21 protein-coding genes are annotated in these 24,444 nt (G+C 29.5%); 16 read left to right on the plus strand and 5 right to left on the minus strand.

All coding sequences use genetic code 11. The features are described from left to right. Window positions 1-630: 630 nt before the first annotated feature. The 11 genes from CLOBL_RS16470 to CLOBL_RS16520 all read left to right on the plus strand — a co-directional run bounded on the left by CLOBL_RS16470 (window position 631) and on the right by CLOBL_RS16520 (window position 12,108). Window positions 631-825, plus strand: coding sequence for a hypothetical protein (locus CLOBL_RS16470; protein ID WP_077860036.1), 195 nt, complete (start codon window positions 631-633; stop codon window positions 823-825). A 124-nt stretch (window positions 826-949) separates the two neighbouring features. Next, window positions 950-1,759 (plus strand): hypothetical protein, encoded by an 810-nt coding sequence (locus CLOBL_RS16475; RefSeq protein ID WP_077860037.1) that lies wholly within the window; start codon window positions 950-952, stop codon window positions 1,757-1,759. A 95-nt stretch (window positions 1,760-1,854) separates the two neighbouring features. Further along, entirely contained in the window at window positions 1,855-3,138 is a 1,284-nt protein-coding gene (gene tig / locus CLOBL_RS16480) for a trigger factor (RefSeq protein ID WP_077860038.1), read from the plus strand. A gap of 147 nt (window positions 3,139-3,285) precedes the next feature. Further along, the gene (gene clpP, locus CLOBL_RS16485) at window positions 3,286-3,885 is read left to right on the plus strand and encodes an ATP-dependent Clp endopeptidase proteolytic subunit ClpP (protein WP_009169561.1); all 600 of its coding nucleotides are present in this window, start codon (window positions 3,286-3,288) and stop codon (window positions 3,883-3,885) included. A gap of 36 nt (window positions 3,886-3,921) precedes the next feature. Continuing rightward, a complete protein-coding gene (gene clpX / locus CLOBL_RS16490) occupies window positions 3,922-5,211 on the plus strand; it encodes an ATP-dependent Clp protease ATP-binding subunit ClpX (protein ID WP_077860039.1) in 1,290 nt (429 codons plus the stop codon). 252 nt (window positions 5,212-5,463) lie between these two features. Next, entirely contained in the window at window positions 5,464-7,134 is a 1,671-nt protein-coding gene (lonB, locus tag CLOBL_RS16495; RefSeq protein ID WP_077860066.1) for an ATP-dependent protease LonB, read from the plus strand. A 410-nt stretch (window positions 7,135-7,544) separates the two neighbouring features. Further along, window positions 7,545-9,875, plus strand: coding sequence for an endopeptidase La (gene lon / locus CLOBL_RS16500; protein ID WP_077860040.1), 2,331 nt, complete (start codon window positions 7,545-7,547; stop codon window positions 9,873-9,875). Continuing rightward, window positions 9,865-10,461 carry a ribosome biogenesis GTP-binding protein YihA/YsxC gene (yihA, locus tag CLOBL_RS16505; protein ID WP_077860041.1) on the plus strand — a complete coding sequence of 199 codons (597 nt, stop codon included), beginning with the start codon at window positions 9,865-9,867 and terminating at the stop codon, window positions 10,459-10,461. The genes lon and yihA overlap by 11 nt, the downstream gene beginning before the upstream one ends. A gap of 208 nt (window positions 10,462-10,669) precedes the next feature. Further along, on the plus strand, window positions 10,670-11,176 hold the full coding sequence (locus CLOBL_RS16510; RefSeq protein WP_077860042.1) for a hypothetical protein: 507 nt from the start codon (window positions 10,670-10,672) through the stop codon (window positions 11,174-11,176). A 31-nt stretch (window positions 11,177-11,207) separates the two neighbouring features. Further along, window positions 11,208-11,471 (plus strand): hypothetical protein, encoded by a 264-nt coding sequence (locus tag CLOBL_RS16515; protein ID WP_077860043.1) that lies wholly within the window; start codon window positions 11,208-11,210, stop codon window positions 11,469-11,471. 112 nt (window positions 11,472-11,583) lie between these two features. Then, on the plus strand, window positions 11,584-12,108 hold the full coding sequence (locus CLOBL_RS16520; RefSeq protein WP_077860044.1) for a hypothetical protein: 525 nt from the start codon (window positions 11,584-11,586) through the stop codon (window positions 12,106-12,108). A gap of 163 nt (window positions 12,109-12,271) precedes the next feature. On the opposite strand, the gene CLOBL_RS16525 is transcribed toward CLOBL_RS16520, so the two are convergent. Continuing rightward, window positions 12,272-13,198, minus strand: coding sequence for a hypothetical protein (locus CLOBL_RS16525; RefSeq protein ID WP_077860045.1), 927 nt, complete (start codon window positions 13,196-13,198; stop codon window positions 12,272-12,274). A 141-nt stretch (window positions 13,199-13,339) separates the two neighbouring features. Then, the gene (locus CLOBL_RS16530; protein WP_009169570.1) at window positions 13,340-13,747 is read right to left on the minus strand and encodes a Fur family transcriptional regulator; all 408 of its coding nucleotides are present in this window, start codon (window positions 13,745-13,747) and stop codon (window positions 13,340-13,342) included. 337 nt (window positions 13,748-14,084) lie between these two features. Between CLOBL_RS16530 and CLOBL_RS16535 the strand changes: the two genes are divergently transcribed. Together CLOBL_RS16535 and CLOBL_RS16540 are read left to right on the plus strand one after the other, a co-directional pair. After that, entirely contained in the window at window positions 14,085-14,402 is a 318-nt protein-coding gene (locus CLOBL_RS16535; RefSeq protein WP_077860046.1) for a hypothetical protein, read from the plus strand. 135 nt (window positions 14,403-14,537) lie between these two features. After that, window positions 14,538-14,765, plus strand: coding sequence for a hypothetical protein (locus tag CLOBL_RS16540; protein WP_077860047.1), 228 nt, complete (start codon window positions 14,538-14,540; stop codon window positions 14,763-14,765). A 50-nt stretch (window positions 14,766-14,815) separates the two neighbouring features. On the opposite strand, the gene CLOBL_RS16545 is transcribed toward CLOBL_RS16540, so the two are convergent. Beyond that, the gene (locus CLOBL_RS16545; protein ID WP_077860048.1) at window positions 14,816-16,300 is read right to left on the minus strand and encodes a nicotinate phosphoribosyltransferase; all 1,485 of its coding nucleotides are present in this window, start codon (window positions 16,298-16,300) and stop codon (window positions 14,816-14,818) included. A gap of 363 nt (window positions 16,301-16,663) precedes the next feature. Here CLOBL_RS16545 and CLOBL_RS16550 point away from each other — a divergent pair, with 363 nt between their 5' ends. Both CLOBL_RS16550 and CLOBL_RS28370 read left to right on the plus strand, forming a co-directional pair. Then, complete coding sequence (locus CLOBL_RS16550; RefSeq protein WP_077860049.1) at window positions 16,664-18,679, plus strand: ATP-dependent helicase; 2,016 nt, start codon at window positions 16,664-16,666, stop codon at window positions 18,677-18,679. Between the two features lie 191 nt (window positions 18,680-18,870). Further along, window positions 18,871-19,620: a hypothetical protein gene (locus tag CLOBL_RS28370; protein ID WP_207652362.1), complete on the plus strand. Its 750-nt coding sequence runs from the start codon at window positions 18,871-18,873 to the stop codon at window positions 19,618-19,620. Between the two features lie 141 nt (window positions 19,621-19,761). Here CLOBL_RS28370 and CLOBL_RS16560 read toward each other — a convergent pair whose 3' ends face one another. Then, window positions 19,762-20,439: a PilZ domain-containing protein gene (locus tag CLOBL_RS16560; protein ID WP_077860050.1), complete on the minus strand. Its 678-nt coding sequence runs from the start codon at window positions 20,437-20,439 to the stop codon at window positions 19,762-19,764. A gap of 205 nt (window positions 20,440-20,644) precedes the next feature. Beyond that, a complete protein-coding gene (locus tag CLOBL_RS16565; protein ID WP_077860051.1) occupies window positions 20,645-21,778 on the minus strand; it encodes a glycoside hydrolase family 16 protein in 1,134 nt (377 codons plus the stop codon). A 530-nt stretch (window positions 21,779-22,308) separates the two neighbouring features. Between CLOBL_RS16565 and CLOBL_RS16570 the strand changes: the two genes are divergently transcribed. Continuing rightward, the gene (locus CLOBL_RS16570) at window positions 22,309-24,405 is read left to right on the plus strand and encodes a cell division protein FtsA (protein ID WP_077860052.1); all 2,097 of its coding nucleotides are present in this window, start codon (window positions 22,309-22,311) and stop codon (window positions 24,403-24,405) included. The last annotated feature ends 39 nt before the right edge of the window (window positions 24,406-24,444 follow it).

Consider the following 24,444-nt stretch of genomic DNA (forward strand, 5'->3'; position numbering starts at 1 on the left):
TGTCAAAAAGAATAAAAAATAAATCTTATTCGCCTGCCAGATTTTTCTCACATGCGTTCGAAAAGGCAGATGCATAAAAAAATCTCCGGCTCCACAGTCGCCTGCGATTTTGTTCTTCTTTTAGAAATAATTGAAAGGAAATTCCAGGTAGATGTTTAATTTATAAAATTGAAATGGGTAAAAAAAAGAAAACCTGCATGCTCAAAGTACAGGTTTTCACATGTTCATTTGAGAAAGGGTATAAATGAACACGTCAGTGTGGGTTTATAAAACTTTATAGCTATGTACTATAAAGTGTATGGGCAAATTAATATCTCTTAACTTTATTATACAATAAACAAATAAAAAAACAATAATTTTTTATTTTACGACAATTAAAAACAAGGCGAATTTGATGTGAAAAAGTGGAAAAATATAGATTTTAGGGAAGATTATAAAATCAAAGAAATATCAATACATAGGAAGTAATTATTTCTGAATATATTTAATTAAAAATTAAATGAATGAATTGATTTTATGATGAATTTTTAGTAAAACATATGTATATGATAAAATAGATATATACTATAAGTAGTTGCACATATGACTTGAAACATATTCATAAAAATAAAATTAGCATAGGAGAAAAATATGATTAAGATTGGCAAGGAAGATTTATTAAAAAATACTATAGATTATGAAGAATATTCGGAAAATATTTATAAACCCACAATAGATGAGCTAAGAAAAGAGGGATTATTACAATGTGGAGGATGTTGTCAGAATAAAAATGGAGAAAAAGATAAATGCAATGGATGTAAAAAGAAAGATAGTTGCAAAAAATAATTACATATGATTAAAACTTATTTAGATACAAAAAAATGAAATATATTGTAGATTTAAGGAAAGGAATAATATATAATAAATTTGTTTATTATTAATACTTAAAAAGATTTGGAGGGGGCCATCTTTGGGAAAGCCAAGTATTTTCAGTAGAGAATATGAAAAGAGAATGAAAAGAAGAAGAAGAAATATAATTGTGATTTCTTTAGTTATATTATTAGTGATGTTTTCAATATCAGTTAAATTTATTACAAATCCTATAGATTATGCAAATATTAAGGAGAATATACAGGCATGGATCGATAGTGATGATGTTAATAGTGCGAATCAAACTCAAGCAAAGGAAGAGATAAATAATAAAAATACTAAAGAGGAAGTAAATGACGAGCCACAAAAAGCTGCAGAAGAATCAATGGATATTCAGTTGGTTAGTGGAAATGTTGCAAAAGCAATTTATATAAATGATGAAAGCAATGGAAAAACATTTAAGAGCCTAAATAATGCTGATAGTGGTGTAAGCTTTGATATTAGTGTATCAGGAAAACAGATGCTAGTAGCTGATACTAATTCAGTAATTACGCTTTATAATGTCGATGGAAGTTCAAAAGTAATATCTAAAGAGCAGTATGTATCCACTAAGGGAAGCGTTTTTACTAAGGAAGCAACAATGCAAGCACAGCCTGAATATTTATGGAATGCTAACCCGAAATTTATTAGTGAAGACAAAATAATTTTTATAAGTAATAGGCCTTATTTTGGAACTAGTGCTGAAAATAAATATTTATGGATAACTGATATTCAAACTGGAGAAGATAAAACTTTATGGGATTTATCAGGTAGAGATATAGAAATTGGTGAAAAAGAAGAAAAGGGAATAAAAGTTACAATTGATGGTAAGATATATTATATAGATGCAGATGGAAATTATATTCAATAGAGATAATATTAATAAATTATTTGATAAGAATTAATGGTTTATGGTATAATGACTTAGTTAAATTAGATGCACACTATTTAGGAGGAAAGAATAAAATGAAAGCTAAAGTGGAAAAAATAGAAACCAATGTGGTAAAATTAGAGATAAGAGTTGAAGCTGAAAAGTTTGATGCAGCATTAACTAAAGCTTACAATAAGAATAAAAGTAGATATAACATACCTGGATTTAGAAAAGGAAAAGTGCCAATGGCAATGGTTAAAAAATTCTATGGAGTAGAAGTATTCTATGATGATGCCGTTAATTTTGCAATTGATGAATCATATCCAGAAGTACTAAAAGAAGAAAATATTAGACCTGTAGATTATCCACAAGTAGATATAGTGGAAGTAGGAGAAGGTAAAGAGTTAGTTTACACAGCAACAGTAACTACTTATCCAGAAATAGAACTTGGAGAATACAAGGGATTAGATATAAAGAAACCAACATACGAAGTAGAAGATGCTGAAATAGAAAAACAAATCAAAGATATGCAAGAAAAAAATGCTAGAATTGAAACTAAAAAAGACGGAAGCATAGAAAAAGGCGATATAGCTGTTATAGATTTTAAAGGATACATAGACGGAGTTGCTTTTGAAGGCGGAGAAGGTCATGATTATTCTTTAGAAATAGGTTCAGGTACTTTCATTGATAACTTTGAAGAACAATTAGTTGGTTTAGCTATAGGTGATAAGAAAGAGGTAAATGTTACTTTCCCTGAAAGCTATGGAAAAGAAGATCTAAATGGAAAACCTGCAATGTTTGAAGTTGAAATTAAGGCAATTAAAGTTAAGGAACTGCCAGAATTAGATGATGAATTTGCAAAAGATGTGTCAGCAGTTGATACATTTGAAGAATTAAAAGAAAATCTTAAGAATACATTAGCAAAGAATAATGATGAAAAAGCTGAAAGAGAATTTGAAGAAGCCGTTATAACTGCAATAATTGAAAATTCTAAGATGGATATACCAGAAGTTATGGTAAATAGTGAAATTGATGCTATGATGAAGGATCTTGAAGGAAGATTAAAATATCAAGGATTAAGTCTAGAACAATATATGGAATTCACAGGAAATACAACTGAAAAAATGAGAGAGTTCATGAAAGAAAATGCAGAAAGAAAAGTTAAGGCTGATTTAGTTCTTGATGCAGTAGCTAAAGCAGAAGATATTAATGCTACTGATGAAGAAATTGATGCAAGAGCTTTAGAATTAGGAAAAATATATGGGCCAAAGGATCCAGAAAAAATGGCTAAGATTTTGGCTAAATCTCAAAAGAATATGATTGAAAAAGACATAATATTAGAAAATACTATTAAATTTATAAAAGAAAATTGTAAATAATTTATTTTGAGATATAATATAAGAATATAGAATATAAATTGCCAGAAAAATTTTTTCTGGCAATTTATTCAAATAATAATTAACAAATGATAAAAAAATATATATAATTAAAATTAATAAAAGTATAATAGTAAAAGGAGGATTTATATGGCTTTAGTACCAATGGTTGTAGAACAAACAAGTAGGGGAGAACGTTCCTATGATATATTTTCAAGATTGTTAAAAGAAAGAATAATAATGTTAAGTGGTGAAGTGAATGATGATAGTGCTAATTTAATAGTAGCACAATTATTATTTTTAGAAAGTGAAGATCCAGATAAAGATATTTATCTATATATAAACAGTCCAGGAGGATCAATAACTGCTGGAAACGCTATATATGATACTATGCAATATATTAAGTGCGATGTATCAACAATTTGCATTGGTATGGCAGCTTCAATGGGAGCATTTTTACTTTCATGTGGAGCAAAAGGAAAGAGATATGCACTTCCAAATGCAGAAGTTATGATACACCAACCACTAGGTGGATTCCAAGGTCAGGCAACGGACTTTGAAATTCATGCGAAGAGAATTTTAAAAATGAAAGAAACCTTAAATAAGATTTTAAGTGAAAATACAGGTAAGCCTTTAGAAACAATTAAAGCAGATGTAGAAAGAGATAATTTTATGACTGCAGAAGAAGCTAAAGCTTACGGATTAGTAGATGACGTAATAACTAATCATAAAATAGGAAAAGATAAATAGAAGAGTAATTTTTTATACGTTAAGTGAGGTGAATGTATGGCTAAATATGATGAAAAGAAACAGTTAAAATGTTCTTTCTGTGGTAAGACTCAAGAACAAGTAAAAAGATTAATTGCAGGTCCAGGAGTATATATTTGTGATGAATGCATTGATTTATGTTCTGAAATTATAGCAGATGAGTTTCAAGAAGCTGTTGATTTTGACCCTAAAAGTGTCCCAAAACCAAATGAAATTAAAGAATATTTAGATTCTTATGTTATTGGTCAAGAAAGAGCAAAAAAATCTTTAGCGGTAGCAGTTTATAATCACTATAAAAGAATAAATACTAATAAAGATGATATAGATGTTGAATTATCTAAGAGTAATATTTTATTATTAGGTCCTACTGGATCAGGTAAAACATTGCTTGCACAAACTTTAGCAAGGTTTTTAAATGTACCTTTTGCAATAGCTGATGCTACAACATTAACAGAAGCAGGTTACGTTGGAGAAGATGTAGAAAACATTCTTCTTAAGTTAATTCAAAATGCAGATTATGATGTGGAAAAAGCTGAAAGAGGAATAATATATATTGATGAAATAGATAAGATTGCTAGAAAATCTGAAAATCCATCTATTACTCGTGATGTATCAGGTGAAGGTGTACAGCAAGCTTTATTAAAGATTTTAGAAGGAACAGTTGCATCAGTTCCACCACAAGGTGGAAGAAAGCATCCTCATCAAGAATTTATACAAATAAATACGTCTAATATATTATTTATTTGTGGTGGAGCTTTTGATGGAGTTGATAAAATAATTGAAAATAGAACTAGAAAAAGTTCTATGGGATTTGGTGCAGAGATTCAAGCTAAGCATGAAAAAGATGTTGGGAAATTACTTAAAGATATTATGCCAGCAGATTTATTAAAGTTTGGTTTAATTCCAGAGTTTGTTGGAAGACTTCCTATACTCGTTACTTTAGAATCTTTAGATAGAGATGCTTTAATTCAAATTTTGACTAAACCTAAAAATGCTCTTGTAAAACAATATAAGAAGTTATTTGAGCTAGATGATGTTAAGTTAGAATTTGATAACAAATCTTTAGAGTCTATTGCTGATGAAGCTATAAGCAGGCAAACAGGAGCTAGAGGACTAAGAGCTATTATAGAAGATATTATGAATGAAGTAATGTATGAAATACCTTCAGATAATAGAATTACTAAGGTTACAATAACTGAAGATGCTATTAAGGATAAAAAGGAACCTTTAATTGAAAGAATTGAAGAGGGTAAAGTTAGACCTACTTTAGTGAAAGCTAGAACAAAGAAGGATATTGAATCAGCATAAAATTTAATTAAATGAAAAAGCAAGCCAGTGTGCAATTATAGTACACTGGCTTATTTTAAATGATTTTGTTAATTTTTCTAATATAAATTAAATAATAGATTAAATAATTATATTTATAAAATTGGGAATATATTTGTAAGATTAAGCAAATAATACTAGTAATAAAAATAGAAGGAGGAAAAGTATATTTAATATAAATAGTATTTGATAATAAATTTGTTTTATTGTTTATATAAATATATTTTAAAAGTTATGACAAACATATTAATGATTTTACAAATAATAGTTCTAATTCTTATGGTATATGTAATGTGCAGTGCAATGAGTAGGCCTCAAAAAAATAGAGAAGTCGTAATTGATAGAGAAAATACAAAAGAATTAAATAATTTGAATAAGTTAAGACAAATAACGCTATCAAAGCCTTTAACAGAAAAAAGCAGGCCATCAACTTTTGATGAGATTATAGGGCAGGAAAAGGGCATAAAGGCATTAAAGGCGGCATTATGTGGCCCAAACCCACAGCATGTTATAATTTATGGACCACCGGGAGTAGGAAAGACTGCGGCTGCTAGACTAGTATTAGAAGAAGCTAGAAAGTCAAAAATATCTCCGTTTACAGAAAAATCAAAGTTTGTTGAAATAGATGCAACTACATTAAGATTTGATGAAAGGGGAATAGCTGACCCACTTATTGGTTCAGTACATGATCCTATATATCAAGGTGCAGGCTCTTTCGGTATAGCAGGTATTCCCCAGCCTAAAGCAGGAGCAGTCACAAAGGCTCATGGAGGCGTTTTGTTTTTAGATGAAATAGGCGAATTGCACCCAATTGAACTAAATAAGCTTCTAAAGGTATTAGAAGATAGAAAAGTATTTTTGGATAGTTCGTATTATAGTTCTGAAGATAGTAACATGCCTAAGTACATAAAGGAAGTATTTGACAATGGACTTCCAGCTGATTTTAGATTAATTGGAGCAACGACAAGAGCACCTCATGAAATAGTACCGGCTATAAGGTCAAGGTGTGTTGAAATCTTTTTTAGAGCGTTGCTGCCAGAGGAAATAGAGAAAATAGCAGTAAATTGTGTTAACAAGGTTGGATTAAAAATAACTCAAAATAGTGTTGAAGAAGTGAGCAAATATTGCACAAATGGTAGAGAAGTAATAAATTTAATACAATTAGCTTCCGGTATTGCAATCAATGAAAATAGGGAAGAAATAATATTTGATGATATAAAGTGGGTGCTGGAAAATGGCCAGTATAATAAAATTGTATGTAATAAAATACCATCAAAATCCAAAATAGGTGTCGTTAATGGATTAGCAGTATATGGAGCTAATATAGGGATGCTAATGCCTCTTGAAGTTAGCTGCAAACAGGTTAGTGGACGGAGAGGAGAACTTAAAGTAACTGGAATAGTTGAGGAAGAAGAAATTACTAACAATAATAAAAAGATAAAGATGAAAAGTACTGCATATGCATCTGTTCAAAACGTGCTAACAGCTTTAGATAATCTATTTGATTTATGTACTGATAAATTTGATATACATGTAAATATTCCAGGTGGGATGCCGGTAGATGGACCGTCAGCAGGAATAAGCATTGCAACAGCAATATACAGTGCTATAAATAAGCAAAAAGTCAATAGATTTGTCGCAATGACAGGTGAGATAAGTATATTAGGCTCAGTAAAGGCCATAGGTGGAGTAAAAGCAAAAATATCTGCAGCATTTAAAGGCGGCGCTAAAAAAGTCATTATTCCACAAGAAAATTATGAAGAGTCATTGAGTGAAATTGGGGAAATAGAAATAATTCCAGTCACAAATTTTAGGGAAGTACTTAAGTTTGCTATTGAAGACGGGAATATTAAAAATGAAATGGAGATATTATCAGCGCAGGGAAATGAAATTGCAAAGAGTTAAAAGTATTATTTAAATAAACAATATTTTTATATACACATGATTTTAATGTACAATTTATAAGTGAAAATAAATAATCATATGATTTTTATAAATTATATGATTGACATAATTAAAGTATGAATTGTACATTAATATTTTTTTACACATTTTCTATTTTAAATTAATATATATATGTTATAATAGATAAATTAAACACAATGATTTTCATTAAAAAATTAATATACGAGTTTAATTCGAACTTATTATAATACCTTTGAAAGAGGAAAAATTTTGTTTTAACTCATCTTGTAAAAACATGATATAATACTAAAAGTTTTTATATGAAGAATCATTGAAAAAAATAGATATTATGTGTATACTAGATAAGTCAAAATAAATAATGTGATTATGATATGGGGGGAAATAGTATTATGAAAAAGTTATATACAATTCCGCTAATTCCTTTAAGAGGATTGACTGTTTTTCCTAATGTAGTTGTACATTTTGATGTAGGAAGGGAAAAATCTACAGCAGCTATTGAACAAGCTATGCTAGATGAGCAAGAGATTTTCCTTGCAGGTCAAAAAAATTCGGTGGTAGAAGAACCAAGTAAAGATGAAATTTATTCAATTGGGACTATATGTAAAATAAAACAAATTCTTAAGATGTCTGATAATACAATTAGGGTTCTTGTTGAAGGTAAAGAAAGAGCTAAAATAATTGAGTATATAGATGAAGAAGAAAATTATATAAAGGTTTCAGTAGAAAAATTAGATGACGAGATAACTGAAAATGAAGAGTTGGATGCTTATGTAAAATATTTAAATAAAGAATTTACAAGGTTATTGAAACTTAATGAGGATAGTTATGGAGATGCTGTTAAGTTAATGGATTCTTCAGAGAAATCTAGTCAATTTATAGACATGATAGCTTCATATGCAATTACTGACGAAAAGTTAAAGCAAGAAATATTAGAAACAATAAATTTGACTAAAAGAGCTGAGAAGGTATTAGAAAGAATAAAAATAGAAATTTCTATAGCTAAAATTCAGAGAAAAATTGCAAACAAAGTAAAAAATACTGTTGCAAAGGAACAAAAGGAATTCTACTTAAGAGAACAATTAAAGGCAATTCAAGAGGAACTTGGCGAAGAAGATGATGAGAAAAGAGAAATAATAAAATATGAAGAAAGAATTAAAAAGCTAAAACTTAATAAAGAAGTTAAAGACAAAGTTAACTATGAGTTATCAAGGCTTAAAAGTATGAGCAGCACATCATCAGAAGGCAACGTTGTTAAGGCATATTTAGACTGGATATTAGACATTCCTTGGGGAAAGTATACAAAGGAAAGCATAAATGTTGTTAAAGCAAGAGAAGTTTTAGATAACGAACATTATGGATTAGAAGATGTTAAAGATAGAGTTATCGAGTATTTAGCTGTAAAGCAATTTAGTAAGTCACAAAAAGGACCTATACTATGTTTAGTTGGACCTCCAGGTGTTGGGAAAACATCAATAGCTAGATCTATAGCTCATGCTATAAATAGAAAATATACAAGAATATCCCTTGGAGGAATGAAAGACGAAGCTGAAATCAGAGGGCATAGGAAGACATATGTTGGTGCAATTCCTGGTAGAATAGTTTATGCTATGAAAGATGCAAAATCTTTGAATCCACTTATGCTTTTTGATGAGATAGATAAAATTAGTTCAAATTATAAGGGAGATCCATCCGATGCTTTATTAGAGATATTAGATAGCGAGCAAAATAAAGAATTTAGAGATAGCTATTTAGAAGTTGCTATAGATTTATCTAAGGTTATGTTTATTGCAACGGCAAATACTTTAGAAACCATACCAAGGCCGCTCTTAGATAGAATGGAAGTTATTGAAGTATCAGGATATACTTATGATGAAAAATTTAATATAGCTAAGAATTACCTGATTCCTAAGATATTTAAGGAACTTGATATACCAGAAGATAAAATTAGTATTGATGATGAGTCAATTAGGCTAATTATAGAGGGATATACAAGGGAATCTGGAGTGCGTGGCTTAGAGAGAAAGTTAGGTTCACTGATTAGAAAAGCATTGGCTGAAATGCTAAAATCTGATAAAGAAAAGTTTGGAGTAGACTGTAAAAAAGTCGAAGAGCTTTTAGGAAAGAAAACATTTGATTTTGATAGTATAGATAAAGTGGACAAGGTTGGAGTTGTAACTGGAATGGCGTGGACTGCTTATGGAGGAGATACTCTTCCAATAGAAGCTATGGTTATGAAAGGCTCTGGTAAATTAGAGCTTACAGGTAAGCTGGGTGAAGTTATGCAAGAATCAGCTAAGACGGCTTACAGCTATGTTAGGGCAAATGCAAATAAGTTTGGAATAAATGAAACTTTTTATAAGGAAAAGGATATTCATATTCATGCGCCTGAAGGAGCGGTATCTAAAGATGGTCCTTCTGCAGGTGTGACAATGGTAACTGCACTTGTATCAGCACTATCAGGAAAAAAAGTGAAGCATAATGTAGCAATGACAGGAGAAGTTACATTAACAGGAAGAGTACTTCCGATTGGTGGGTTAAAAGAAAAATCTTTAGCGGCATTTAGGGCAGGAGTAGATACTATAATAATTCCAAAAGAAAATGAGAAAGATATAGAGAAGATACCAAATTCAATTAGAAATAGTTTGAATATTATTTCTGCTAAAGAAGTAAATGAGGTATTAAAAAATGCACTAATTGGAGAGGATACTAATGAGAATTAAAAAATCGGAGTTTATTACCTCAGCAGTAAAGAAAAACCAATATCCAGTAGATAATAGAGTGGAAGTTGCCTTTGTTGGTAGATCTAATGTGGGGAAGAGTTCATTAATCAATTCTTTAACTAATAGAAAAAAACTAGCGAAGGTCAGTCAAACTCCAGGAAAAACGCGCTTAGTCAACTTTTTTCTTATAAATGATGATTTTTATCTAGTGGATTTACCTGGATATGGATATGCAAAAGTATCAAAGCAAGAAAAAGACAGTTGGGGAAAGACTGTCGAGATGTATCTAAGTGGCAGAGAACAATTAAAAAGAGTTGTATTACTTGTTGATTCAAGGCATAAACCAACAAATGATGATATAATGATGCATGAATGGATTAAGCATTTTGGATATGATGTCATTGTAGTTGCAACTAAGAGTGATAAGCTTACTAGAAATAATTTGAAAAAGAGTGAAAAGGTAATAATTGAAACATTAAAACTAGGTAATAATGATAAATTATACTTTTTCTCATCGTTAAATAAAGAAGGAAAAGATGATCTTATTAATAATCTTTTTTTAGAATTTGCAATTGATTTAGATTAATCTGCTTAATATATTTAGTAAAATAGCTTTTAACCTCTTACAAACTTATTGTTTGTAAGAGGTTAATTTTTTTTGATATAGTTTTATACTTATATTTGTAATAAATAATTATTTATAAGGTGATGAGAATAAAAAATAGTGTCAAATATTTTGAGTAAGAATAATATATAGTATAAAAAAGAAAAAATATTTCCAAGGAGGAATAAATATGGAGATGAATGATATCCTAAACGGTTTAAATTCATGTGATGACGATTGTTGTGATTCAACATCTAACAATTGTAGTTGCGGACCAAACTTCGGTGGACCAGGAATAGGAGGTTTTCCAGGAGGAATAGGAGGTTTTGGACCAGGATTTGCCGGCGGTTGTGGATTTGGTAGCTGGATTTGGATTTTATTAATATTGTTTTATTGTGGTTGTGGCAGAGGTGGTTATGGTAGAAGAGGCGGAAATAGCTGCTGCTGCTGTGAGCCAAAATGCTGTGACTGTTGTGAATGCTGCGAATGTTGCTGTGAACCAAAATGTGACTGTTGCTGCAATAAAGGAAATGGCGGTTTATTAAGTAATTGTTCACCATACTTGTTTATATTAGTAATATTATTCCTTTGCAATAATAATTTTAATGGCGGTGGATTTGGTAATGGTTGTGGATTCAATGGTTTTGGTGGAGGAATAAATCCTTATAATAATTTGGGTTGCGGTACTGGTTGTTAAAATTCAGAATTTTTAGGAAGGAGAGATAAATATGTCTAAGAAGAAATGTTGCTGTGGGAAAAAACACCATAGCTATCATCAAGAGTGTTGCTGCTGTAATTCGGGATCTAATTATTCTGGTGGTCTATTTGGAGGCGGAAGCGGCTGCACACCAATTATATTTCTATTAATAGCATGTGGATCAGGATTATTAAATTGTAATAAATCATATTTAATTATTTTACTATTCATATTATGTGGTGGATGTTTTTCAGGCCTTTTCGGTGATGGAAATAACCAAGGATCTTGCTGCTAGGATAGTGGATAGAGGGCATTATAGCCCTCTAAAAAAATGTCAAAAATCATAAACATTTTTATTAATATATACATATATTAAAGAGAGGCAATTATATTGAAAGGATTAAAAAATGGCTAAGCATAAACATAGAGAACCGGATCCAGCAGTAAATGATGCTAATACTAATGCTAATGCTAGTAGTAGTAATAGAAATGTACCCTTTGGTATAGATCCAATGCAACTTATGGGGTTACTAGGTGGAAATTTTGATATGAATAATATTGGAAATATGTTGGCTTCAATGAACACAAATGGATTTAATTTAGGAAATTTGAACTCAATAGCTCAGATGATGGGACTAAATTTAGATAATAATTTATTTCAAGGGAATATGAGTAATCATAGTAATGATAGTAATAAGAATATGTATTCAAATGTTAATCATAATATGAGTAGTATGACTTCAAAAAGTACTGAGAATTCTGGTGTGGATAAGAATAATAAAAAGAATGTAAGCAGCATTAAGAACATTAAGGATAATGATGTGAATCTAGAATTTTTAATGGCATTAAGAAATTATGTTCACCCAGATAGAATAAAATTAATCGATAGAATCATTGAAGCGTATAAACGTGGAGAGCTTAAGGATGTTTAAAATTCAAATTATTTATAAACTTAGTGTATAAAAAAGAAAAAAATGTAAATAATATTAATGTAATAGAGAATACATTCTCTTACATGCTTGATGAATTGAATTTTTTATTTCATTAAGTAACCCCTCATCCCCCTTTAGGCCGCATTAAGCGGCCTTCATATTTTTATTTTGTTTTTTGTATAGCATTAATTTTATATGATGACCCATCTTTTACGAGATCTACTAAGAATATTAGTTCACTTTTAGAATTAACAGTGCTCTTGGAGTTACTTTTTTCAAAGGATAGTCTCCACCTTATTGCTGAAGGATCTCCAAATTCATTCCATCTATAATCATAGAAAAAGGCATTTTGAAATGTATAGTAATAATTATCTTTATCTAAATTCCAAAGTAAAGATAAATTTTCTTTGTCTATAGAAGTAGTAAAAATATCAGGAAGATCATCAAGGACATAAGGAAGTTCAATTAAATTTATAAAACTTGTTACAGAATCTAATGAAGGTAGAGTAGTATTAGTTTCCTTAGAATCTAAAGGAGAATCATTAATAAGCATAAAACTGTCTAATGAAGAAAGTCCTTTAGAAGATGACAGTGAATAACATCTAGGAGTTCGTGAATTCTTACAATCTAATATACCCAATATATTGTTTTCGCTTGAGTAAACTAAATCAAAGTTTTTTTTATTCCAATGAAATACATAGCTTATATACTTATTATTTTTATACCCCATAAGTATAATTTCAGGTACATTATCTCGAGAAATATCATTTAGAAATACTTTTGGCTCTAAAGTATTATTAGTGGTAAAAAGTATTTTATCAGGTACAGAATTTGAAAGATAATAAGTATTATTAGAACAATTAATTGAAAAATCAATTTTATTTTGAGAATTTAATGTTTCTAAAGTATCTTCTACGCCATCACCTGTTAAATCACATTGTATGTTATGAGAAATATTTATAGGGGATATAGTTTGCATAGTTTTAAGTTTGTTTAACGTAAAGTAAATAATCGTTATAGTCAAAATGACCAATGTTATATTAAATAGTGTGCTTGCTAAAAAATTTTTTCTTAATATTGGAATTTTCATTATGTATCACCTCAGTAAATTATATGTTAATTATCATCTACATATTAATCCTATAGAAGTGATAAAACAAAAAAAGACTATGGCTTTAAAACAGTGTAATTAAAAATACATTTGCTTAAAGCTATAGTCAAATTGTAAGATTTATTGGCAATTGGTACAATAACCATAAAAATAAACCTTATTTGAAATGATTTGATAATCAGTATGCTCCTTAGCCATAGAGTTAAGATTATCAAGAGAAAAATCTTTGAAATCATCAACTCTACCACAACCAAGGCATTGCAAGTGTGGATGTGGAGTAGAATTCCCATCATATCTAAAGTTACCTTCACCAACATTTATTTCTTGAATTAATCCAACATCAACTAATGTTTTTAGCGCTTTGTAAACTGTAGCTAAACTCATAGTTGGATATTGAATATGAATGTCTGTATAAATAACGTCAGCAGATGGATGCGAAGTTGTATTAATTAAATAATTATATACTGCAAGCCTCTGAGGAGTTAATTTTAGCTTTTTTTGTTTAAAAATAGAAGCTATGTGGTCCATATTTCATACCTCACTTATAAGAATTTTATGTAGAAATTATAACATAAATATAAACTAATATCAATCGTATTAATTTATATTATTTATAAATAATGATTGTTAATTAATATGACAAGTGTTTTATTATTAGGAGTTAAATTTTATAGCTATTTTGTTAAATTTAAAAAAAATATTGTATACTGAAGAAAAGTCTGTTAAAATAATAGTATAGAGAATGTTAATAAATTAACATTCTCCGGCATATGTTGTTCAGTTAGGAATAATAATTTTTTAAAAACTTAGTTATATGGCCTATGACGAAAATATTAAGATGGAATTATTAAGGAGGCGTATTTTTATGGGAAAATATAAGGTTGGAGATGAGTTAATAATTGTAAATGATCCAACTCAAGATAATGCTAAGTTAAAGGAATTAACACATTTGAGTGTGGATGGTGATTTTGCTCAAATATCATGGGGAGTAAAAATATTAAATGTCGAATATGATAAACCCAATGTAACTTTAACTTACCAAAACGTTAATGGAGAAAAAAATAAAGTTTTTGCAATATGTAAAGATATAGCAAACTTTGATAAAGAGAAAGTTTTAGAGAAAGCATTACTTAAAGCATTCCAAAATGAAGTAATAGATATTTCTGTAAATAAGAATAAATAGTAGTATAAAAAAGTCACTTATTTTAAGTGGCTTTTTTATATTTGAAATATAGAAAAGATTTACTTTTTACAAAATATGTAATATAATAAAATTAAAAACAGTTAAATTTTATTAAGATGAGAGAAGGGGCTGGGTATGAGTAGGTGTCCGTTTTGGTCAACATCAATGGAAGAAATTGAATGCTATGATGAATGTCCGATATTATCTAGTGAATTAATGGAACATAGAGGGGAAAAGTGCATTTTTCATAAGTGTATTGAGTCAAGCAATATAAATATTAAGGATATTGTAAAAGAAGAGTATGATTTTTTAGATTTATCCATATATGATGAAAATAGTAATAATATTAGTATAGGATATTAAACAAAAAAGATTAGAATTCTATGAATTCTAATCTTTTTTGTTTAATATTTTTAATCTTGAGTTTCATATGAATCTGTATATTTATGAAGAAGAGAATGCTTTAAAGACCATAGGTTTTGTGATAAATCAATATAATAGGTATGAGGATTTTCAAACCTAAGCACTTCAGCCCATAATTTTTCAGTTTCAATTCTGGAAAACTCTTTTATATCTAGAACACTAGGTGATTCATATATGCATTTTCCTTCCTTAAATATCTGCACTTGAAGATCTTTTATATAATAATTTTTTATTCTCTTTCTTTTCCAAGTGTATGTAGGATCGAATATTACTAAAGGTTCGCTTTCATTGACTTTTTCATCTCTTAAGGCAATTAAATCCGCCAATGCTTTATGAGAAGTTTTATCAAAAATCCTTAGTATCTTTTTAAAACCTGGATTAGTTATTTTTTCTTCATTTTCACTTATTTTAATTTTAGGTATTACTTTGTTATCCTTTTCTAATGCGACTAACTTATAAACTCCACCAAAGACCGGTTCTGATTTTGCAGTAATAAGTCTTTCTCCGACTCCAAATGAATCTATACATGCACCTTGATCTAAAACATCCTTTATAATATGCTCGTCAAGAGAATTAGAAATTACAATGTTGCAATCTTCATATCCAGCAGCATCTAACATTTGTCTGCACTTAGTTGTAAGATAGGTTATATCACCAGAATCTATTCTAATGCCTCGTGGTCTTTTGCCGAGTGGTTTTAAAATTTCGTCAAATACTTTTATTGCATTAGGAATACCTGATTTTATAACATTGTAAGTATCAATTAATAATACACAATCGTCGGGATAAATTTCAGCCCATGCCTTAAAAGCCTCGTATTCAGTATCGTATAATTGAACCCAGCTATGAGCCATTGTTCCTACGGCAGGAATATTAAACATCCTGTCTGAAATAGTACAAGCAGTTGAACTGCATCCCCCTATAATTGCAGCTCTGGCACCGTAAATTGCACCATCATATCCTTGTGCTCTCCTTGAACCAAATTCCATTACAGGACGTCCATCAGCAGCTCGACAAATTCTATTAGCTTTTGTAGCAATTAAAGTTTGATGATTTACAGTTAAAAGAATCATTGTTTCAAGAAATTGAGCCTGGATGACAGGACCGCGTACTGTTACAAGTGGTTCATTAGGGAATACTGGATTTCCTTCTGGAACCGCCCAAACATCGCAGCTGAACTTGAAGTTTTTTAAATAGTTAAGAAATTCCTCGGAAAAGGTTTCTTTATCTCTCAAATAAGTAATATCATCATTGGAAAACTCTAGGTTTTTTAAATAATCTATTAGCTGTTCTACTCCAGCCATTATACAATATCCACCGTCATCGGGAATTTTTCTGAAAAACATATCAAAATAAGCTATCTGATTTTCTAATCCTTTATCAAAATAGCCATTTCCCATAGTTAATTCATAAAAATCAACTAGCATTGTTAAGTTTCTCTCATCTTTTACATTAAAACTAGATTTATTATTCATAGTTGGTCTCCTTTAAAAATCTGGATAACAATTTAACATAAATCATATTGTTATCTTTAGAATATGCTTAATTAGATATATAAAACTATTGTACATCTATACCTCTTTGATTACAATATATAGATGTTAGTAGGAAATATAAATGTAAGTATAAAGATAACTTACTGATAATGAATATTTATCTTTATAAAATATCTAGATAATTTATAAAGATAAACATACTATAATTTAAATTTAGGATATACTTGATATAAATTTGAAATTTATATAATGATTGTGGATAGAATTTAATAAGAAGTATAAGTAAGATGTGTAGATAATAAACATTAATTACGATGAGTTATAAGAAAGAAGGATTACATAGTGGGGTATAAGCTTGATAAATATCAAATGAGTGCAGTAAAGGCTGAAGAAAAAAATACACTGATAGTTGCTGCGCCAGGATCTGGAAAGACAACTGTTATAATAAATAAGGTTAATCATTTAGTAGAAAATAAAAAGGTTTCTAATGGAAATATAATTGTAATAACATTTACGAAAGCAGCTGCACAGAATATGAAAATGAGATATGAACATGCTTTTAGTAAAAGCACATCTCCGTTTTTTGGGACATTCCATGGTCTGTTTTATAAAATGCTTGTAAGAGATGGAAAAAACATAGATATAGTGGATGGAGCAATTGTTCACAAGATAGTAAGCAGCGTATTAAGTAAATATTTTGACGAAGTAAATGAAGACAAGGTGAAAGAAGCAATAAACAATATTTCCTTATATAAGACATCCAGATCATCATTAGGTGAATTTAGACCATCTTTAGCCAAAGAGATTTTTGAAGAAGCTTTAGAGAAATATGAAAGCTATAAAAGGGAACATAATAAAAGAGATTTTGATGATCTAGCTATAGAAGTATTAGAATTATTAAGCAAAAATGAAAATGTTCTTCTATCATATAGAAAATTATTTAAATATGTTTTGGTGGATGAATTTCAGGATTGTGATGAAATGCAGATAGATTTCTTGAAGTTAATAAATGGTGGAGATGAAAATAGTCTCTTTGCTGTAGGAGATGAAGATCAATGTATTTACTCCTTCAGAGGATCCAAGCCTGAATACATGGTAAGCTTTGACACAATGTTTAAGGAAGGGAGGAAATATTATTTATCGATTAATTATAGAAGTAAGTCAAATATAGTTGATAAATCAAAGGAAGTAATAAGTTTTAATACAAATAGAAATAAGAAAGAGATAAAATGGAATAGGGAAGAGCTTGGGATAATTCAGTGGATTAATTCGTATAATGAAAAAATGCAGGCGGAAAGTCTAGTTAACATAGTCTTAAATAATAAGAATCAGAATATTTCATATGAGAATAATGCAGTGTTATATAGAACTAATATTGAAGCTATGACGGTCATAGATATTTTAATTAGAAAAAAGATCCCATTTACATTATTAGATAGAGAATATAATTTCTTTGAACATTTTATATGCAAGGATTTAATTGCTTATTTAAAATTATCTATTAATCAATTTGATAAAGATAGCTTTCTACAGATAATAAATAAGCCCTTTAGATACATCAGTAAGGCAAATTTTGCGTATGTAAGAAGTTATAAATATGAAGAAAATCCATTTACAATATTAATAAATAAGGATGATACACCACCGTTTCAGAAGAAAAAGCTTGATGAGTTAAAAGGAGATATAAATTATTTGAATAAAATCTCGTTATCATCTGCAATAGCATATATAGTGATGGATTTAGGATATTTAGATTATCTAAAGGAATATGCAAAAAAATTCAATCAAAGTTTAGAGGATCTAGAAGACATAATAGAAGAATTTAAATTAGCAGCAGAAGGATATAAAACCATATTTGAATTTTTACAACATATTGAAGAAGTTAATCAAACAATAGAAGCAAGTAAGAAAAAAGTGAAAAGAGAAGGGGTTATTTTAAGTACCATACACGGCGTGAAAGGGATGGAGTTTAAAAATGTCTATGTCATCAACTGTGTAGAAGAAACAATACCTCATTCAAATAGCATAAAGGATAACTTAGAAGAGGAGCGTAGGCTTTTTTATGTTGGAATAACAAGAGCTATAGATAACCTTTATCTGTTTTCACCTAGAAGTAGAAAAGGACAGTTTAAAGATGTATCAAGGTTCATTATTGAAGGTAAGTTAAATGATATGCCTGTTGACACCTTTGGCTATGAGGTTGGGGGAAAAGTTGTTCATAGGACTTATGGAATAGCAGAGATAGAAGAATTTGATGATAAGGATAAAGATAAAATTAAACTAAAATTTAGTGATGGAACTTTTAGGAGTTTTTCTTTGAAGGTTTTGGTTGATAATAATTTGATTGAAAAAGGATGATCTAAAGATGGTTAGTGCTTCATAGTGGGAGGAAAGTTAAGTTATATGCCTATTGATATCTATTAATAATCATGGTGAAATATATTTAATACAGAAGAAGTTGGTTGTAGCGATATTTTATTATTGACTATTTGTAAAATATAGTAATTATGATATAATAATGTAAAAATATTAATTAAGAGGTAAATATAATGAAGAAATCAAAATTAACCAAAGTAATAGCTACTCCATTAATAATAGTTTCTTTAATAGTATTAAATCCAATAGGGGCCAGTGCAGAATGGAGACAAAATAGTACAGGATGGTGGTATGCAGAAGGAGATTCCTATGCAACAGGTTGGAGATTAATAGATGGAAAGTATTATTATTTTAGTGATAATGGTTATATGCTGCACGACACTTATATTGATGGATATAAGTTAGGTTCTGATGGCGCTTGGGTAGTTTCTACTCCGAGAATCTCAACAACAAGCGATTATGTTGCCAATCCAGTTAATTTGCAAATACTTCATGGATTAGATACTGATAGGAACTTGCTAAGCTGTACAGATGATGGAACAGTAGTTAATTTGTGGTCTGTAGATGATGAAAGTGGACGCCAAAAGTGGAGATTCACACGTGTTAAAGGTTATAATGATGTTTATAATATTACAGTTGTTAGGGGAGTTTATTCAGGTCGCACGTATTTAAGTGCCACTCCAGATGGGGACTTAGTTAATTTGTGGCCTGAGGATGATGGAAGTGGGCGCCAAAGATGGCAGCTAGTACCTGTTCAAAGCTTTTCCGGTCATAGTACGTATTTAATTAAAGTTTATGATGGTGTTTGTTCGGATAGAAAATATCTAAGTTGCAGTGCAGATGGAACTATAGTTAATTTATGGCCTGAAGATGATGGAAGCGGACGTCAAATATGGAGTATACCAAATAATTGGAAGCAATGATAATAAGAAAACATTAGATATAGCAGTAGAAAATAAAAAAGGAGCTTAGTAATAGTAGGTAGATTTTACTAGCTTCTTTGCTTATTATAGAGATGATTTTCATATCTCTCATTTTATAAGATAGTTAAGTAGTTTGGAAAATTAACTTGAGATATTGTTTTCTTTAGATTTTTCCGTAACAAAGTCTAAAATTAATTGTCTATGCTGTGCACTTATATCATTAAACTTATAAGCAACTTTGTAATGTTTTGGATCATCATCATCATGGTCAGTTCGCAGCTTTTCGCAGAGTGCTATAATCTTCTCGTTTTTTATTAACAGTGACACTAGTGCGCATTTAGCATCAATTTCTTTTTTTGAAATAATGAAATATACACCTCCAGCGCTAATATTAACAGTATAAGTTTTTTTGAAAGATCTAAAATATTTGGGATTAATAGTATTCATAGTTTGGCAGTGTAATTCATCCGGAAGCAGTGAATATTCAATGTCCATAACAATAGGAAGCCTTTCGAATTTTCTTCTTTCAATACTCAATACTAATTCAGGAATACTGATAATTACAACTTGCTCGAAATCATTTTGAGTGCATCCAAGTATAGTAGCAGTACATTTTAATGCTTGATGTTTTTGAATTAAAATTAATTCAATAGGTTTATCTTTATGTAAAACAATAAAAGTATCTTGCCTAGTGTCGATGATAATCCCTAAAAAATCATTGGATATCTTTTTTATTTTTCCGTCAACTAATGTCTTGTCTGGGGTAATAAATTTAACTATATCATTTTCTTTTATAATATTCACATCTATAATGCTCACACCTACTACCTCCCTTTTATGTTAAGAAAAATAAGTACCAATATGGAATACAAATCATGTTCCATAGTTATTTAAGATTAAAATTTCAATTAAATGAAAAAAACTCCATTTAATATGTATAATAGCATATTTTAAGTGTCAATTAAACCTTTTATATCGAATTTACTATAAAATACAGAGGCGAGAAAAAGCTTGATAAAAAAGATTAGAAAATCCAAACACCGTTATCATTTAAGTTATATCCATTAATGTTTGTGTTTTTTAACATAACACCATTTGTATCAAGGTAATACCAATTACCTTTGTCATAAATCCATCCAGTTTTCATAATACCTGAAGTATCAAAGTAATACCAATCATTATTGTAATTTAACCATCCAGTTTTTCTTTGTCCATTCGTATCTAGGTAGTACCAATAATCTTTAGTAAACAACCAGCCCTTAAATGGATTACCATCCCCATCCAAGTAATACCAAAAACCAGTTGTATTATCTCTATACCATGTATTGCGGCCATTTATTTTTCGAGAGTTATCAGAGTGCTTATTATATACACGGACATAATCTACATACATTTTTGCAGGAAATTTAGTTGAAGCATCAGGATTTTTAGGCCAGTTACCACCAACTGCCATATTTAAAACTATATAGAATGGTTTTTGAAATGGAGCAGTTCCATTAATACCATTCGATATATTGTATTCGAAATATTGAGTACCATCTACAAACCATTTAATAGATTCAGGGCTCCATTCAATAGAATAATTGTGATACTGAGTAACATCTACTTTTAATTTGCTTCCTTCTGACTGCATTCCATCAGAAGTTCTCCAATGGAGAGTACCCCAAATATTTTCGTCAAAATTTATATGTTCCATAATATCCAATTCTCCACAGTCAGGCCAATCTATTGCAGCCATATTAGAACCTAATATCCAAAAGGCTGGCCAAAGTCCCTGATCCTGTGGAAGTTTAATTCTAGCTTCAATTTTGCCGTAAAGAAAATTCTGTAAACCTTGAGTTTTTAGACGAGCAGAAGTATAATCACAATCACCATAAGGTTCTTTTCTGGCTTCAATGACTAGATTACCATTTTCAATTCTTGAATTTTCAGGTCTATTTGTATAATATTCAAGCTCATTATTTCCTAGACCATGAGAAGCAATGTCATAAGTCCAGTTTGAATGGTTTATTTCATTACCATCAAATTCATCGCTCCAGGTGAGATCCCATCCAGTTAAATCTTCATTGGTCTCAGCTTTTACACTTAAAGAAAATAAAGTTGTGTTAAATAATAAAATTGAATTGATTATAATTGCTATTACCTTAAGTATTTTCATAAAATCTCCTTTTTGAATTTTATATAAATATATTTTAAATTAATGGAAATAAGTTAACTATAAACAGTGAGATTTTCATTTAAATATAATATTTATAATTTAATAATTATTTATTTTTATCCACATATAACAATTTTAAATCAATATTATTGCATTGGCAATATTGCACAATAATATTAATTTAAACAAATATTTGTATATTTTTATAATTCAACAAAATAAGATAGAAAATATATATGGAATTTAAGAAGGTAAATGATAAGAAAATTTTCGTAGAGGATGAAATTTATCTAAAACAGATTAAAAATGTAAACAGTGTTAGAAACCATTGTATGAGTTTAGCTTATAATATATAATTTATAGTAGATTGATGTAAAAATTTAAGGATAGATAGTAAACTTTTTTAAGAGAGTGGTTTATTGTAGGTAATTTAATTAAATCTGTTAGAATGTATAAGCCTAATAATTTAAAAAATAGGCTTATCAGAAAGGCTGTTAACATATAAATAAAACAATAAAGGTTGGGTTTAGATGGAATTAAAAAGATTTAATCAAAAAGATATAATTTTTGCTTTAGATATAGGGACAAGGTCCATTATAGGAACAGTTGGGATCATAAAGGATAAAAAGTTCCAAGTAGTATGCGAAAAATACCTAGAACATGAAGAAAGAGCCATGGTGGATGGGCAAATACATGATATTAATTTAGTTGCAAATGTTGTTCAGAAAGTAAAAAGCTATCTTGAAGAAGAACTTCAAATACAACTAAATGAAGTATCTATTGCAGCAGCAGGTAGATTTTTAAGAACAATTGAGGTAAGAGCTGATATAGAGCCTAATGACGATGAAGAAATTAATAAAGAAATTGTAAGAAGCCTTGAATTGAGTGCCGTAAAAAAAGCGGAAGAAGAGATAACAGCTACAACTGAAGGAAAATTATATTGCGTTGGATATTCGGTGAAAAATTTTTATTTAAACGGTTTTTTAATATCTAACTTAATAGGACATAAAGGGGAGCAGATTGGTGCTGAAGTTATTGCAACATTTTTACCAAGGTCTGTAATAGATTCTCTTTATGCAGTAATGAACAGAGTAAATTTAAAGGTTGTGAATTTGACATTAGAACCAATAGCTGCAATAGAAGCAGCAATTCCTAAAAATTTAAGACTGCTAAATATTGCGCTAGTAGATATAGGAGCAGGTACATCGGATATAGCAATAAGTTCTAAGGAAAGTATATCAGCTTACGGTATGGTACCGATGGCAGGAGATGAAGTTACCGAAACTATTGTTCAAGAATACTTAGTTGATTTTAATACTGCTGAGCATATAAAAAGATCAATTGTAAATCAAAAAGAGGTAAAATATATTGATGTAATCGGAATGGAAAATAGTGTATTTTCAGAAGACGTATTTAAACTTATTAATTCTATTGTAAATAAGACGGCAGAAGAAATATCAAAAAAGATTTTAGAATTAAATGGAGCTAAAGCACCTAGTGCTGTATTTGTAGTTGGAGGTGGAGCACATACTCCAGGTATTTTGGAAGCAATTGCTGAAAAATTAAAGTTGCCGGCACAAAGAATTGCCATTAAGGACAGGCAAGCAGTGCCGGAGTGTGTTGCAAATAATGAATTAGGATCATCTGGGGTAACTGTCCTAGGAATAGCGTTAACTGCGATACGAAGTTTAGGAAATGATTTTATTGATGTGCTGTTAAATGATGACCCTATTAGTTTATTTAATTCACATAAACATACCATAATGGATGTAGTACTTCAAGCAGGAATAAATCCTTCTTTACTTATAAGTAAAAATGGTAAGAGCGTACGATTTAGCTATAATGGAAGCAAGAGAATTGCTTTTGGGGAATATGGAACTAATGCTAAGATTACAATTAATGGGGAAGAAGCAACCCTTGAAACAGAAGTTAAGGCAAATGATAATATAAAATTAGAATTTGCCCAAAATGGAAAAGATGCAGCTCCTAAATTACGTGAACATATTAAAAGTATTAACTCAGTTTCAATCTATTTAGATGAAGATATAGTAAATATTGAACCTGTAATACTTGTCAATGAACAGGTAGAGAATTTAGAATATATAATAAAAAGTGGTGACGAGGTAAAAGTATTTTTACCATGCAAGGTAAGTGAGTTTAGAAAATATGTTCTAAGAGATGAAATTGCTTTATCAAAAGCTGGGGAAACTTTAGAAGATGATTACGAAATTTTAGAAGGGGAGCATCTGTTTAGGAAAAGTGAGTCATTAAGTGAAAATCAAGTTACTGAAAAAAGCCAAGATACAGAAAGGAATATTAGTAAAGAAAGTTATAATGAGACTGAGAATAACAGTTTAGATATTTCAAATGAATTTGAAGTAGGGGTTCAAAAAAAACAAGAAGTTATTAAAGAAGAATTCTCTAGTATAACAGTTAATATTAATGGGGAAAATAAAACATTAAATGGGAAATCTCAGTATGTAATTGTAGATATTTTTGATTATATAGATTTTGATTTGACAGTGCCTAAAGGAATAATTAATTTAATTTTGAATGGTGAAAATGCACAGTATACTGCCATTATAAAAGATGGTGATATGATAGAAGTTTTCTGGAGTGATAGATAATAGTAGAATAAGATTGTTTTAAGTAGTAAATTTGATTAG

Origin of the sequence: Clostridium sp. BL-8 (genome assembly GCF_002006495.1) — a bacterium.
Classification (GTDB): Bacteria; Bacillota; Clostridia; order Clostridiales; family Clostridiaceae; genus Clostridium.

Bases quoted from the DNA above. Each gene is read 5' to 3' on its own strand.
- clpX (WP_077860039.1), top strand. From the start codon at position 3,922: ATGGCTAAATATGATGAAAAGAAACAGTTAAAATGTTCTTTCTGTGGT.
- CLOBL_RS16470 (WP_077860036.1), top strand. From the start codon at position 631: ATGATTAAGATTGGCAAGGAAGATTTATTAAAAAATACTATAGATTAT.
- CLOBL_RS16530 (WP_009169570.1), bottom strand. From the start codon at position 13,747: ATGGACCACATAGCTTCTATTTTTAAACAAAAAAAGCTAAAATTAACT.
- CLOBL_RS16525 (WP_077860045.1), bottom strand. From the start codon at position 13,198: ATGAAAATTCCAATATTAAGAAAAAATTTTTTAGCAAGCACACTATTT.
- yihA (WP_077860041.1), top strand. From the start codon at position 9,865: ATGAGAATTAAAAAATCGGAGTTTATTACCTCAGCAGTAAAGAAAAAC.
- CLOBL_RS16510 (WP_077860042.1), top strand. From the start codon at position 10,670: ATGGAGATGAATGATATCCTAAACGGTTTAAATTCATGTGATGACGAT.
- CLOBL_RS16570 (WP_077860052.1), top strand. From the start codon at position 22,309: ATGGAATTAAAAAGATTTAATCAAAAAGATATAATTTTTGCTTTAGAT.
- lonB (WP_077860066.1), top strand. From the start codon at position 5,464: ATGACAAACATATTAATGATTTTACAAATAATAGTTCTAATTCTTATG.
- CLOBL_RS16535 (WP_077860046.1), top strand. From the start codon at position 14,085: ATGGGAAAATATAAGGTTGGAGATGAGTTAATAATTGTAAATGATCCA.
- CLOBL_RS16565 (WP_077860051.1), bottom strand. From the start codon at position 21,778: ATGAAAATACTTAAGGTAATAGCAATTATAATCAATTCAATTTTATTA.
- CLOBL_RS28370 (WP_207652362.1), top strand. From the start codon at position 18,871: ATGAAGAAATCAAAATTAACCAAAGTAATAGCTACTCCATTAATAATA.
- CLOBL_RS16520 (WP_077860044.1), top strand. From the start codon at position 11,584: ATGGCTAAGCATAAACATAGAGAACCGGATCCAGCAGTAAATGATGCT.
- CLOBL_RS16540 (WP_077860047.1), top strand. From the start codon at position 14,538: ATGAGTAGGTGTCCGTTTTGGTCAACATCAATGGAAGAAATTGAATGC.
- lon (WP_077860040.1), top strand. From the start codon at position 7,545: ATGAAAAAGTTATATACAATTCCGCTAATTCCTTTAAGAGGATTGACT.
- clpP (WP_009169561.1), top strand. From the start codon at position 3,286: ATGGCTTTAGTACCAATGGTTGTAGAACAAACAAGTAGGGGAGAACGT.
- tig (WP_077860038.1), top strand. From the start codon at position 1,855: ATGAAAGCTAAAGTGGAAAAAATAGAAACCAATGTGGTAAAATTAGAG.
- CLOBL_RS16545 (WP_077860048.1), bottom strand. From the start codon at position 16,300: ATGAATAATAAATCTAGTTTTAATGTAAAAGATGAGAGAAACTTAACA.
- CLOBL_RS16515 (WP_077860043.1), top strand. From the start codon at position 11,208: ATGTCTAAGAAGAAATGTTGCTGTGGGAAAAAACACCATAGCTATCAT.